Here is a 12,540-nt window from a genome sequence, read left to right as displayed (position 1 = left end):
TTTTGCCAAATGAAGTCCGTAACCCGTTTTCCCCCGTTTGATCCCGTATTGAGTTTGCCTATCGTTTTATGCTTCGTATTTTAAGCGCGCATCCGCAACCTTGCGGATATATTTTCTCGTCTCCAGCGGAAGCATGTCAAGTTTGTCCATCAGTTGTGCATCGGTCGATACCCCGAGCTTGGCGAGCCGGTTCGGCCCGGCGTTGTATGCGGCCAATGCCATGTTCACCTGTCCGTCGAACCGCTTGATCTGATAAGAAAGATAACGCGTACCCGCATCGATGTTTTGGGCCGGATCGAACGGATCGGTGACGCCAAGTCCGGCGGCGGTTCCGTCCATCAGCTGCATCAGGCCCTTCGCCCCGGCCGACGACACGACGTTCGGATTAAAAGAAGACTCGGTGTCGATCACCGCTTTGATCAAAGCTTCATCGACGCCGTATTTGCGGCTGGCCTCCCGAATCAGGTCGTCATAGGCCGTCGGGCCCGACTTTTGCACGGCATGCCGGCTTTCCGGGCGGATGTCCGAGGCCTCCGCGTTTGCCGACGGGTTAAGCTGCTGCCACAACAATCCGTCGCTGTACGTCACGCCGGGCGCCTTGGGGTGAACTGACGCATCACTGCTTGATGTACCATCTATAGACGACTGCACGTATTGCTTCAACATGACGTCAAAACCGGAGCCGCTCCCGCTCTGCAGAATCTCTTGGATAAGCTCGTCCCGATTTTGAATACGGCTGGTATCCTGAAGCGAAGACGGCTGCTTCGCGGTTGCCGAATCGATCTGCATGCTAACATAACCTCATTTTCATCAATGTAATGGAATGCTTTACGTTATTTTATCATGCTACCGGCGATGTACGCCATATTTCCGCGAAATATTATGTATTTTGACAATTCTCCTTCTTCTCATCCGAAAACGGATCGCATCCATAAAAAAGCGCCCCTCTGCTGCTTGCAGCAGGAAGGACGCCTTCGGTCTTGGCCGGCAAATTATCTTGCGTACGGAATAAGGACAAAATAGCTGATCGTGGCCAAAATCCCAAGCCCCATGCCCCAGGCTCCCCACGCTTTTTTTCCTTTGGAGTAAGCGTAGAAGCCGGTTGCCGCGGCAATCGGTCCGAGAACGATGGACCACATAAACAGGGATACGACGCCGCAAGCTACGCTGATGTAGCCGGCTGTTCTGCCCCAAGTGTCTTCCTGCTCCCCATCGGTGCTCTCGTCGATTTCGTAACGGGTCGATTTCGGCGGCGCAACTTCGGCGGCATATTCCTCCCGGTGGTTGTCGCGGCGCGGAAAATCCTGGCGTTCCCGTTTCGGCTCAAGCTCTTGTTCCTTTTGCGGCTGCTCTTGCTCTTCATGTTGGCGTAAATCGTCCATCGGAATACCTCCCTGCAACTGGTTGGTGAAAATACGGACTGCGGTTAAGATGATTTCGGTTTGAACGTCAGGCAGCAGGTAGCGGAAGAATTCGCAGCATAGTCCTTATGCTCGGCGAAATGCTCGTGCCCGAACTCTTCGCTGTACTTCGCGGAAGCATGTTTGTCGATTTCAATCAGAATCTGTTCGGCTTTGCAGACGTTTTGCTCGCCCCAATAACTGCAGTTGCTGACGCTGCATCGGACAACGGTTCTTGGATCATTCATGTTTAGGTCACCTCACATACCATTGTCTCCTTGCGAACGGTCATATATACCGCAAAGCCCTTGTCAGTTGCTGGCCGGAGTATATAAATCAAGGATGGCGGGGGCATGTATGGCAAGGAAAAACGGAACTTCATTTTATCGTTGACAGCGCTTCCAATTTGATGTAAATTTCAATAAAGATTAAATCATTTTATATTTTAGTGAAGTATCTAAAAACGGAAAGGAGTCTTGCCGATCATGCCGAAAAAGAAAAAAATCATTGTCTTACTGTTATTGTCTGTCATGCTTCTTCTTCAAACGATCGCTCCTGTAAGCGCTTCAACCTGGAATTTGACCGGGGACACCAACGTTCACGACCCGGCCTACATCGTGGAGAACGGCACGGGAACCCACTGGGTTTTCAGTACCGGATCAGGCATTCAGGTCCTCTACTCCACCGACGGGAAAAACTATCAGCGCTCGCTCCCGATCTTCAAGGAAAAGCCGGCCTGGTGGAGCAATTATGTGCCGAATCAAGCGGGATTGGACGTTTGGGCGCCCGACATTTTTTATTACAACGGGACGTATTATTTGTACTATGCGATCTCCACGTTCGGTTCCAAAGTATCCGCCATCGGCCTCGTTACGACAAATTCGATTTCCGGGGGGATATGGAAAGATCAGGGACTGGTCATGTATTCGAATGACGCTTCCAATTACAATGCGATCGACCCCAACGTGACGCAGGACGAAAAAGGAAATCTATGGATGGTATTCGGCTCCTGGAGCAACGGAATTTACATCACGGCCATCAATAAGGATACGATGAAACCGACGGGCAATTCCTATCGGATCGCCACCAAATCGGGAGGAATCGAAGCGCCGAATCTCGTATACAACCGCGATACGGGCTATTATTACTTGTTCGTATCGATCGGCAAATGCTGCTCCGGCCTAGACAGCACTTACAAAGTGGCGGTCGGCCGTTCCAAAAGCGTGCTGGGACCGTTCTACGACAAAAACGGGGTCGATATGAAAAACGGTGGGGCTACCGTCATCGACAGCGGCAACGTCGCTTGGATCGGGCCCGGTGGACAAGACGTGAACGGCACCAGCGTCATCGTCCGGCATGCGTACAGCGCGGCGGAGAACGGAGCGCCGAAGCTGCTCATCAGCGATTTGTACTGGGATGCGGACGGCTGGCCATATTATAATTGAGGACGAGCGTCGGGCATACAAAAAAGCGAGTCTCGGAATTCCCCGGGGCTCGCTTTTGCATGTTCGCGCTCGATTGGCGGTTTTATGCATGGGAACGCTGGTTCTGCATTCTGCGCTCCGTCAAATAGTCGCTTTCATAATAGGTAAGGTCGTCTCTAAGGTCTTCGAACACTTTCGTAATGTCCAGAATAATGTCCCGCACCGGACGCACAGGTTTCACGCGGAAACGGATCGCGTCTTGCCCGGTATAAGCGTAGCGGCCATCCTCGGAATAGCTTTCGCTTTTCGGGTAAAAAAAGTTATTCACGCAGTGGTGATATACGTTATAGAGAGCTTTCTCAGCGAATTCGGCGTCGAAATTGGCGCGGCGCAGCGCGACCCCAAGCTTCTCCGAAGAAACCTCGCAAAATACGAGCAGATGGCGCAAATCCGACAAAAACCCTTTGTAAAAATGAACCGTTTCCTCGTTGGCGTCTGCGGCCAGCTGCGGAAGCGAATATTCGTTCAGAAATACCTCCAGCTTTTCGATCGCATACTTCAGCTTCTCCTTCGTCGTCTCACACAACTTTTGAACATTACCTGCTGACATCGCTAATTTGCTCCCCCTTAATGGTTCCTTCAGTCCAAATACTGGCATCATACAAATAAACCGCTTTACAGCATCATTTTTCCATGTACTATCCTAACACAAATCATGGTAAAGCGGTATCCCTTTTGAAGGAAACGCCCCGGACAAAAACAGCCTCCCCTGAACGCAAGAATAAAATGCCCCTTCTTTCCTCACGATAAAGGTAATTTCATTTTCAGGAGGTTTATCTTATGTCCCGTCGCACTTGGGCGGGCATCGGCATTGCCGCAGCGGCCGCAGCGCTGCTTCTCGTGATGCAGGTGCCCCATTCCGCCGATACCCATACCCGCAAGATGGCCTCGGAGCCGGTCGTACCGAACCCGAAGCAGGAACATATGTCCAAGCAAAGCTTGATGGCGCAAGACATCGATTCAACGGACCGGTTAACCCGCCTGGACGCCAAGCAGCATTTGGTTTCGATGATCGAAAGACTCGGCGATGCGGGTCCGGCGCAAATTACGGACGATATCCGAAAGCTGCAGAAATCACATGATCATTTTACCATGATCATATGGCAGGACGCCAAACACGGCAAACAGCGCGTATACGACGCCGCCAAAAACGACTGGAGCGCCGATGACAGGAAAACGCTGAAGGGATATTTGAACAAGGCGGAAAGCAGCATCCAACAGCAGCGTTCCTACGAATCGCCTTCCTTCAAACTGGACGGAAAACAATATTTCGTGATCGCCGAACCCTCCAAGAACAAGCCGAAGCAAGGCGTGATCGCCCTGATGAACCAAAAAATACTGACCGAAGTGGCAAACCACCAGAAAAAAAACCTGCGGCTCATCCCCTACCCGAAAGAGGGAAAATACAAGGTGGAGTCGGTTCATGCCGATACGTTGCGGGACATTACCGTCCGTACGGGGCACGACAACGAAAAAGCGAGCCATTTTTATGAAAACGAAATCGTCGTGCGTTTCCGCCAGGATCCTACCCGGCAAGAGATGAACCGCATCATGGGAGAGCTTCGCGCAGAATCCTCGCGCAAACTGGGTTACGCTTATGTGTTTCATGCCAGCGGCATGGACTACAGCCAGCTCAAATCGTACTTTTTGAAAAACTGGAATCCGATATATGTCGAACCCCACTATTTGTACATGACCAACGACAAAATCAGGGAGAAAACAAGCAGCCTGCCCAACGTGCCGAACGACCTGCTGTTCGCAAAATACCAATGGAACCTGCCCGCCATCGAAACGAACCAGGCCTGGGATCTATCCCGCGGCAGCGGCGACGTGATCGTGGGGATCGTGGATACCGGCGTCGATTTGGATCACCCCGACCTGCAGGGCCAGCTGATGACCGGATACAACGTGATTGACCCGGCATCCGACCCGATGGACGACGTCGGCCACGGAACGCATGTCTCGGGCATCATCGGCGCGCTGGTCAACAATAACGAAGGCGTTGCAGGCATCAGCTGGTACAACAAAATGCTTCCGGTCAAAGCGCTCGACAAATCGGGGTCGGGCACGACCTATTCGGTTGCCGAAGGCATCATCTGGGCGGCCGACAACGGCGCTAAGGTCATCAACATGAGCCTGGGGAACTACGCGGATTCGCAGTTTCTGCACGATGCCGTCAAATACGCCTTCGATAAGGACGTCGTGCTCGTCGCCGCCTCCGGAAACGACAATACGGAACGCCCGGGATATCCCGCAGCTTATCCGGAAGTGCTTGCCGTTGCGGCGACCGACTCCAACCTGAAGCGCGCATCGTATTCGAACTACGGGGATTACATCGATGTGGCGGCCCCCGGAACCAGCATCGCCAGCACCTATCCGGGGAACCAGTATGCGGCCTTGTCGGGAACTTCGATGGCAAGCCCGCATGTCGCTGCCATGGCCGCCTTAATCCGTTCCCAGAATCCGGACCTCACCAACAAACAGGTGATGGAAATCATGCGCAGCAGCACCGTGGATCTTGGACCCAAAGGAAAAGATAAATATTACGGCTACGGATTGATCGACATCTATAAAGCGCTGCAAGCCGCAGGAACGACGGAAGCGCCGCTCCAGTTCTGGCCGCAGCATGTTCAAAAAAAGATGGAATCGGTCGTTCAACCGGGCCCGTAAGCTTGGAGGCGGGTTACAATATCCGCCTGCGCCTTAAAAGGCCTTCAAAAAAAAGCAATCAGCCCTTAACGGCGGATTGCTTTTTTTGTTCATATCTTATTCGGACCAAATCGATGTTTCGCGTGGCAAAACTTGAAGTCAAGCCCGGCCGTTTGCCAGGTCAGCCGATCTACTAAGGCGGAATGCGGGGTTAACGTCTGCCGCCCCGAGAATTACGTTTCATGCTTGTCGTCACAGGGCCCGTATATTCGTCTTTCACGACATAATTGCAAATATGCTTGGGTACGGGTACGCAATGATGTCTTTTCACGATTTGAACCGTGTGGACGACAGGAACGATTTGAGGATAATAATAATCCTGGTAAACGACGGATGGATCTGTATAAACGGGGTCCGTTGGCGGACAGTGGAAGCAATGAGGATGCATTTGTAAACAGCTCCTTTCGTGATTTAGTACATTTTATTATGGTTGAATCGCCTCTGTTTGTACGAATGCCCTTGTTTACGAGGTGTTTGACTAAATCAGGCTCGTCTTTCAGACCCGGAAAAGAAAGCAACATAAAAAGGCGGCATTCCGGTACAACCGGACATGCCGCCTTCAAACGAGTTCAAATGAATGATACAGTTGTTGCAGTTTGGAAAGTTTTACGTAAGCCGGGTTCTGTGCTCGTTGCGGTACGGACGGGAACTACCCTCCCGCAGATGAGCGACAATCATCTATCTAGGCCAACCATTGCTGATTGGCTCAAGCGACCAACCCGAACGCGCCTCGGGCAAAGGCTGCTTCAATCAAGAAGCTGCGTTCCATTAGGTCTTGCTCCAGGTGGGGTTTACCAGGAACGATGTCACCAGCGTTCCTCGGGGTCTCTTACACCTCGGTTCCACCCTTGCCTGATCCGCTCGCATGAGCGGCCATCGGCGGTCCATTTCTGTGGCACTATCCTTCAACTCGCGCTGACTGGACGTTATCCAGCACCCTGCCCTATGGAGCCCGGACTTTCCTCTCGCGGCGCCTTACGCGCCGCCAGCGATTGTCTGTCAAACTTTCCGGACAACTATATTATAGTATACTAGGAATTCGAATTCGTTTCAATCCTCAACTGTCTGGAAGCATTGGAGAATTTCGCCTGGATGCGAATTCACATGAAGCGGAACGGCTCGGTATTGACGGCCGACGCAATCACTTTCGTGTCGTACCGATGTTTGTCCAGCTGCTCCTGCAGCCATTCCGCAACCTTTGCCTTCATGATTTTTTCGGCATTGTGCCCCGGATCGATCAAAGCGATCCCCGCTGCCAATGCATCCTGCGCCGTATGGTAGTCGACGTCGCCCGTGACGAGTACATCGGCCCCGCGGAAACGGGCCGCCTGGTAATATCTGCTGCCGGATCCGCCGATGACGGCCGCTTTTTTGACGACCCGGTCGGGATCGCCGACAACGCGGACATGAGGCACGTCCAGCTTTTCTTTGACGACCTGCGCAAACGCAGCCAGCGTCATCTCCGACTCCAGCTTCCCGGTTCGGCCAAGACCGTATGCCTTCCCTTTCAAATCAAGCGGGTACACGTCGTAAGCGACCTCTTCGTAAGGATGCGCTTTAAGCATCGCCTGAATGACGCTGCCGCGGATACCGTGCGGCACGATCGTCTCGATCCGCACTTCCGCGGCCTGCTCCATTTTGCCGACGGAACCAAGGAAGGGGTTCGTACCCTCCTGCGGCAAAAAGGTTCCGGTACCGTCGACGTTAAAGCTGCAGTGGCTGTAGTTCCCGATCGATCCGGCACCCGCATTCAGCACCGCCTCGCGGACCTGGTCGGCATGGGTCGCCGGCACGAACACGACCAGTTTGTACAGCTGTTCCCGCTGGGTTTCGTCGACAGGCACGGGGTTTTGGATGCCAAGCGCTTCCGCCATCCAATCGTTCATGCCCCATCCGGCGTTGTCGAGATTGGTATGCGCGATGTATACGGCTATATCATGCTTGATGAGCCGCTCATATACTTTCCCCGCGGGAGAATCGGTTTGAATATGCCTTAACGGACGGAAAATGATCGCATGGTGGGCAATGATCAAATCAGCCCCCGCTTGGATCGCCTCGTCGACGACCTCTTCGTTGACGTCCAGCGCGACCATCACCGTGCGGATTTCTTTCTGCAACGTTCCAAGCTGGAGCCCGATCCGGTCCTTGTCGTCCGGATAAGCCAAATGTTTGGGAGCCAGCTGCTCCATATATTGAATTACGGTCTGTCCTTTTGCAAACATGCGAGTACCTCCTTGATCTGATCCATCTCCATCTGCACCTGTTTTGCTTTTAGTGCCGCGGATTCCAGCTTCGAGGCGGACAACGAGTCCAAAATGCCCTGCAGCTTATCCAGCTCTTGGTTCCATTTGTCGATCAAAACCGGCGTCGGCTCCTTGAGCAGCCAAGGTCCCATGCGCAGCAGAAGGTCCCGGGTCACCGTAAAGGTGCCTTCGCCGCTGCTTTTCGGCCATTCCTGGTCTTCATATAACAGGCGATTGCTGATTCGCTGGTCCGAAAGTTCGGGAACCGCGGTCAAAATTTCATATATCTTCCCGTCTTCTTCCAAAATGCATTCGGACGTCAGCAGCCAGCCATGTTCCATGAGCCACCGGCGGAGAATGTCCTCCCCGACGTTCGGCTGCAGGATCAACAGTTCGACTTGTTCGAGCTTGTCCTCGCCGCGATCCAGAATGTTCGCGATCAGGCTGCCCCCCATGCCCGCAATCGTCACGACGTTGGCCTCACCCGCTTCGATCACCGCCAAGCCATCGCCCTTGCGGACCGAAATGACGTCCGTAAGGCCGGCTTCCGCCACTTGTTTGGCGGCGGCTTGCAACGGCCCGTCGTTCACTTCTCCGGCCACGGCCCGGACGGCCCGCCCGGATTGCACCGCAGCCACGGGCAGCAGCGCGTGGTCCGAACCGATGTCCGCCAGCGCGCTTTCCTTTGGTATGAGCTTCATGATCGTCTCTAGTCTTCTTGATAATTTCATATCGCACCCACGCATCTTTTTTTGGTTTTTATATCCTTTTTATACCGTATCAAACCCGTGCGCATCCTGCAAATGCACGAAGCCGAAAGGAACGGCTTAAGTCCGGATGGCGCCGAGTCATCGGGTCATCTCATTTGCATTGGCTTGGAAAAAGCGCTAAAATAAAAACAACAAATAAAGGAAATAGTTCTAAAAGCAAGAAAAACCGCGAATCCTATTTTCCTTTATCGGCAAAAAGGCGGAAAAAAAGACCTGTCTGCGCATGCGGCAGAAGGTCTGAACATGAATTTATTCGAGAAAATCTTTCAGCCGTTTGCTGCGGCTAGGATGGCGCAGTTTGCGCAGCGCCTTGGCTTCGATTTGGCGGATGCGTTCGCGCGTGACGCCAAACACTTTGCCCACTTCCTCCAGCGTTCTCGTCCGGCCGTCATCGAGACCGAAGCGGAGACGAAGAACGTTTTCCTCGCGTTCCGTCAACGTATCGAGCACGTCCTCCAGCTGTTCCTTCAGAAGCTCGTAAGCTGCAGCGTCCGCTGGAGCGAGCGCTTCCTGATCCTCGATAAAATCGCCAAGATGCGAATCGTCTTCTTCGCCGATCGGCGTTTCAAGCGATACCGGCTCCTGGGCGATTTTCATGATTTCCCGAACCTTCTCTACGCTGAGCTCCATTTCGGCCGCGATTTCTTCCGGCGTCGGTTCGCGTCCCAATTCCTGCAGCAGCTGACGGGATACCCGGATCAGCTTATTGATCGTTTCCACCATATGAACCGGAATCCGGATCGTTCTCGCCTGGTCCGCAATGGCACGGGTGATCGCCTGACGAATCCACCAGGTTGCATACGTACTGAATTTGAATCCTTTATTATGGTCGAATTTCTCGACCGCTTTGATCAGGCCCATATTGCCTTCCTGAATCAAATCGAGGAACAGCATGCCGCGGCCGACGTAACGTTTCGCGATGCTGACCACCAAACGCAGGTTCGCTTCCGCAAGCCGGCGTTTCGCTTCTTCGTCCCCGTTCATGATCCGTTTCGCCAGTTCCACCTCGTCGTCTGCCGAAAGGAGCGGCACGCGGCCGATTTCCTTCAAATACATCCGGACGGGGTCGTTGATTTTGATGCCTGGCGGCAAGGACAGGTCGTCGTCAAAGTTGAAATCGTCGCTGTCGCCATTCTCGTGATCATCGGACGGATGGTGAAGAGGGTTGTCGTCTTCATCACTTTCGTTGACCACTTCAATGCCAAGATCGCCGAGCTGTTCATAAAATTCGTCAATCTGTTCAGCGTCCTGATCGAATGGAGAGAGTTTCTCCATAATGTCTTTGTAGTTCAAAGAAGATCTTTTTTTACCCTGTTCAATCAGCTGGTCTTTTACCTGATCAAGCGTAAACTCTGTCTCTAGTTCAGTATGCTGATCATTCGCCATAACTCGACTCCCTCCTCCCTAGAAACATTCAAGCCTGTTCTTTATTGTCTCTCTAGGGCTATAATCTCACTTGCAATTTGTGCAGCACGCAAAAAGTCCCCTGAACGCTCGGCAATGATCATTTCTTCTCTCTTCTTGTCGATCTGTTTTTTCTGCGGAACTTTCTGTACTTCCCGAATGCAATCCTCAAGCTCCTGCACGTTCCACTCCGGCGGAGTATCCATCATAGAGATGGAGCTAACGGTCTTCTCCAGACGGTCATCGTGCAAAAACGACATGAAGCGGCTGATATCCGGGGGTTTGCCCTGTGCGTAATAGGCATATAGATAAGCAGCAATCGCTGCATGATCATCAATGTTAAATGCGTCGCCGAGCCTTTTTTGCACGTAGCTCGCGGCTTCGGCATCCTGCAGCATCATGGCCAAAAGGCGCCGTTCTCCAGTATGGTATGCCGGCAGTAAAACAGGTGCGGACACCTGCCCTTTTTTATGCCTACCATTATTCCACCTTTTGTCGTTATTATCCCCATCCGGCGCGTTTTTTAACATGGATTGGCGGATCTCGTTGCAATCCTGCTTCAGGCTTTCGAAGGAAAGCTCAAGCTCCGCGGCAAGTTCCTTTAAATAAACTTCCCGCTCGGTCGATGAAGGCAGTCCCGCGATAATCGGAAGCACTTCCTTCGTATACGCGATTTTCCCGTCTTCTTCTAGCAGTATATGGTTTTTTTTCAGATATATAAGCTTAAATTTCGTCGTTGAAACCGCTCCGTCGATGATCTGGCGCTTAAAGCGGTCCCCGCCGTATTGCCGGATGAATTCGTCCGGATCGAGGCCTTCGTTAATGACGGCGATTTTCACCCTCAGACCGACTCCCTCGAGAAGCGGAATGGTCTTCATTGCAGCAGCTTGTCCGGCCCGGTCCCCGTCGTAACAAACGACGATCTCCTCCGCCATCGTTTTCATCATGGCCGCATGGCTTTCCGTGAGCGAGGTGCCCATGGTGGCCACGCCGTTTTGCACGCCTGCTTCCCAAGCCGAAATCACGTCGCCGTATCCTTCGAACAATACGATTTGCCGCAGCTTGCGGATGGACGGTTTGGCCTGATGAAGATTGTACAAAATCCGGCTTTTGTTGAACAGCTTGCTTTCGGGCGAATTCAAATATTTCGGCTGCCCGTCGCCGAGCACCCTGCCCGCAAAAGCGATGACTTTGCCGTTGCGGTCGCAGATCGGAAACATGACACGGCCCCGAAAGCGGTCGATATAATCTTCCCCGTCGCTTCGTTTGGACAACAGCCCGCCTTTTTCCATCTCCTGCAAGTCGAAGGATCGATTGGTCAGAAACTGAACAATCGTATTCCAACGGTCCGGGGCATAGCCGATCTGAAACTGATCGATGATTTTGTCGTTAAAGCCGCGCGAACGCAAATAGTCCATCGCCGCTTTGCCATGCTCCGTGTTTTTGAGCAAATAGTGATAAAATTTGGCAGTCCACTCGTAGGCCTGTAGCAGACGGTCTCGCTCCGGATTCGGAGGAATCACGACAGCCCCTGGTCCTTCCGGCAGTTCGATATGACTTTCTTCCGCCATGAGTTTGACGGCCTCGGGAAAGGATAACCCTTCGATTTCCATCCTGAATTTGATGGCATTTCCGCCCTTGCCGCAGCCATAGCAGTAGAAAATCTGCCGATCCGGCGTCACCGTAAAAGAGGGGGTTTTCTCCGAATGAAACGGGCAGAGGCCTTTCATGTATTTCCCCTGCTTGGTCAGATGAACGTACCTGCTTACCGTATCGACGATATCATGCTTGTCCAGCACCGCATCGATCACTTTTTCCGGTATATTGCCATGTCCGGCATTCATCCAAACCACCTTCATCTCTTTTTGGCACGTAAAATATTATTCGCTACTGTTAAACATTCTCCTGCAATCTGCGCAAAAGTTTTGTCAGTTTCTGTTGAAAAAGCAATTTGTCCGCCTGCGTCATCGGTTTCGGGCCTTTGCCGTAGCTGCCTCTTCGCCTGGCTTTGGCCTGATGATGGCGCCGATCGAGCATGAATTCGATATTTTCCCGCGTATAGCTTTGCCCCCGGAACGATATCGCATGGCAGCCTTTCGCAAGGGCAAGCGCGGCCAAACCGTAGTCCTGCGTCGCGACGACGTCACCGGCTTGGATGTGGTTGGCGATGTACAGGTCCGCGCTTTGGTCGCTGCGGTCGACCTGGATCGTTTGAACGCCCTCTTCGGCCTCGATAAAATGGTCATAAGAAGAAACCATCAGCACAGGAATGCGGAAGGCTCTAGCTGTCTCGCCAATTTCACGCTTTACGGGACAGGCGTCCCCGTCGACGACGATGTGGATCGTATGCATATCAGCCAGAATATATCACCCTGTAATCATGGTTTGCCATACTCGTATATACGTAATATACGCCCAATGGATGCGAAAATCCTTCTTGCGGCCCAATAACAACTTCTGACAGCTTTCCGAAAATACGGAACAGGCCAGCACTGGGTGCTTTCCCGTTCCGTACGTTCGGCGAATCTAT

Annotated in this window: 11 protein-coding genes and 1 other RNA gene; 2 read left to right on the top strand and 10 right to left on the bottom strand. The window is 52.6% G+C overall.

What is annotated here, in order from left to right; all coding sequences use genetic code 11:
• Positions 1 to 66: 66 nt before the first annotated feature.
• The 3 genes from MKY58_RS07670 to MKY58_RS07660 all read right to left on the bottom strand — a co-directional run bounded on the left by MKY58_RS07670 (position 67) and on the right by MKY58_RS07660 (position 1,648).
• The gene (locus MKY58_RS07670) at positions 67 to 789 is read right to left on the bottom strand and encodes a lytic transglycosylase domain-containing protein (RefSeq protein ID WP_339324086.1); all 723 of its coding nucleotides are present in this window, start codon (positions 787 to 789) and stop codon (positions 67 to 69) included.
• A gap of 203 nt (positions 790 to 992) precedes the next feature.
• Entirely contained in the window at positions 993 to 1,382 is a 390-nt protein-coding gene (locus tag MKY58_RS07665; RefSeq protein WP_036712287.1) for a hypothetical protein, read from the bottom strand.
• Positions 1,383 to 1,426: 44 nt separating this feature from the next.
• Positions 1,427 to 1,648, bottom strand: a complete 222-nt coding sequence (locus MKY58_RS07660; protein ID WP_339324085.1) for a DUF1540 domain-containing protein — start codon at positions 1,646 to 1,648, stop codon at positions 1,427 to 1,429.
• A 237-nt stretch (positions 1,649 to 1,885) separates the two neighbouring features.
• Here MKY58_RS07660 and MKY58_RS07655 point away from each other — a divergent pair, with 237 nt between their 5' ends.
• Entirely contained in the window at positions 1,886 to 2,845 is a 960-nt protein-coding gene (locus tag MKY58_RS07655; RefSeq protein WP_339324084.1) for a family 43 glycosylhydrolase, read from the top strand.
• 82 nt (positions 2,846 to 2,927) lie between these two features.
• Here the strand turns inward: MKY58_RS07655 and MKY58_RS07650 are convergent, their stop codons facing one another.
• Complete coding sequence (locus tag MKY58_RS07650) at positions 2,928 to 3,434, bottom strand: YpuI family protein (protein ID WP_339324083.1); 507 nt, start codon at positions 3,432 to 3,434, stop codon at positions 2,928 to 2,930.
• Positions 3,435 to 3,664: 230 nt separating this feature from the next.
• On the opposite strand from MKY58_RS07650, the gene MKY58_RS07645 reads away from it, so the two are divergent.
• On the top strand, positions 3,665 to 5,554 hold the full coding sequence (locus MKY58_RS07645; protein ID WP_339324082.1) for a S8 family peptidase: 1,890 nt from the start codon (positions 3,665 to 3,667) through the stop codon (positions 5,552 to 5,554).
• Positions 5,555 to 6,189: 635 nt separating this feature from the next.
• On the opposite strand, the gene rnpB is transcribed toward MKY58_RS07645, so the two are convergent.
• From rnpB to MKY58_RS07615, 6 genes are all read right to left on the bottom strand, one after another.
• Positions 6,190 to 6,601, bottom strand: an RNA gene (gene rnpB / locus MKY58_RS07640) — RNase P RNA component class A.
• Positions 6,602 to 6,693: 92 nt separating this feature from the next.
• A complete protein-coding gene (locus tag MKY58_RS07635; protein ID WP_339324081.1) occupies positions 6,694 to 7,815 on the bottom strand; it encodes a Nif3-like dinuclear metal center hexameric protein in 1,122 nt (373 codons plus the stop codon).
• On the bottom strand, positions 7,791 to 8,567 hold the full coding sequence (locus tag MKY58_RS07630; protein WP_339324080.1) for a tRNA (adenine(22)-N(1))-methyltransferase TrmK: 777 nt from the start codon (positions 8,565 to 8,567) through the stop codon (positions 7,791 to 7,793). Before MKY58_RS07630 ends, MKY58_RS07635 begins: the two co-directional genes overlap by 25 nt.
• A gap of 288 nt (positions 8,568 to 8,855) precedes the next feature.
• The gene (rpoD, locus tag MKY58_RS07625; protein WP_339324079.1) at positions 8,856 to 9,992 is read right to left on the bottom strand and encodes an RNA polymerase sigma factor RpoD; all 1,137 of its coding nucleotides are present in this window, start codon (positions 9,990 to 9,992) and stop codon (positions 8,856 to 8,858) included.
• Between the two features lie 41 nt (positions 9,993 to 10,033).
• A complete protein-coding gene (gene dnaG, locus MKY58_RS07620) occupies positions 10,034 to 11,854 on the bottom strand; it encodes a DNA primase (RefSeq protein ID WP_339324078.1) in 1,821 nt (606 codons plus the stop codon).
• 49 nt (positions 11,855 to 11,903) lie between these two features.
• Positions 11,904 to 12,362 (bottom strand): YaiI/YqxD family protein, encoded by a 459-nt coding sequence (locus MKY58_RS07615; protein ID WP_036712307.1) that lies wholly within the window; start codon positions 12,360 to 12,362, stop codon positions 11,904 to 11,906.
• Positions 12,363 to 12,540 lie beyond the last annotated feature (178 nt).

It is taken from the genome of Paenibacillus sp. FSL W8-0194, from assembly GCF_037969745.1.
Classification (GTDB): domain Bacteria; phylum Bacillota; class Bacilli; order Paenibacillales; family Paenibacillaceae; genus Paenibacillus_AQ; species Paenibacillus_AQ cookii.
Note: the sequence above shows the minus strand (reverse complement) of the source record. Positions and strands in the feature narration are given on the sequence as shown.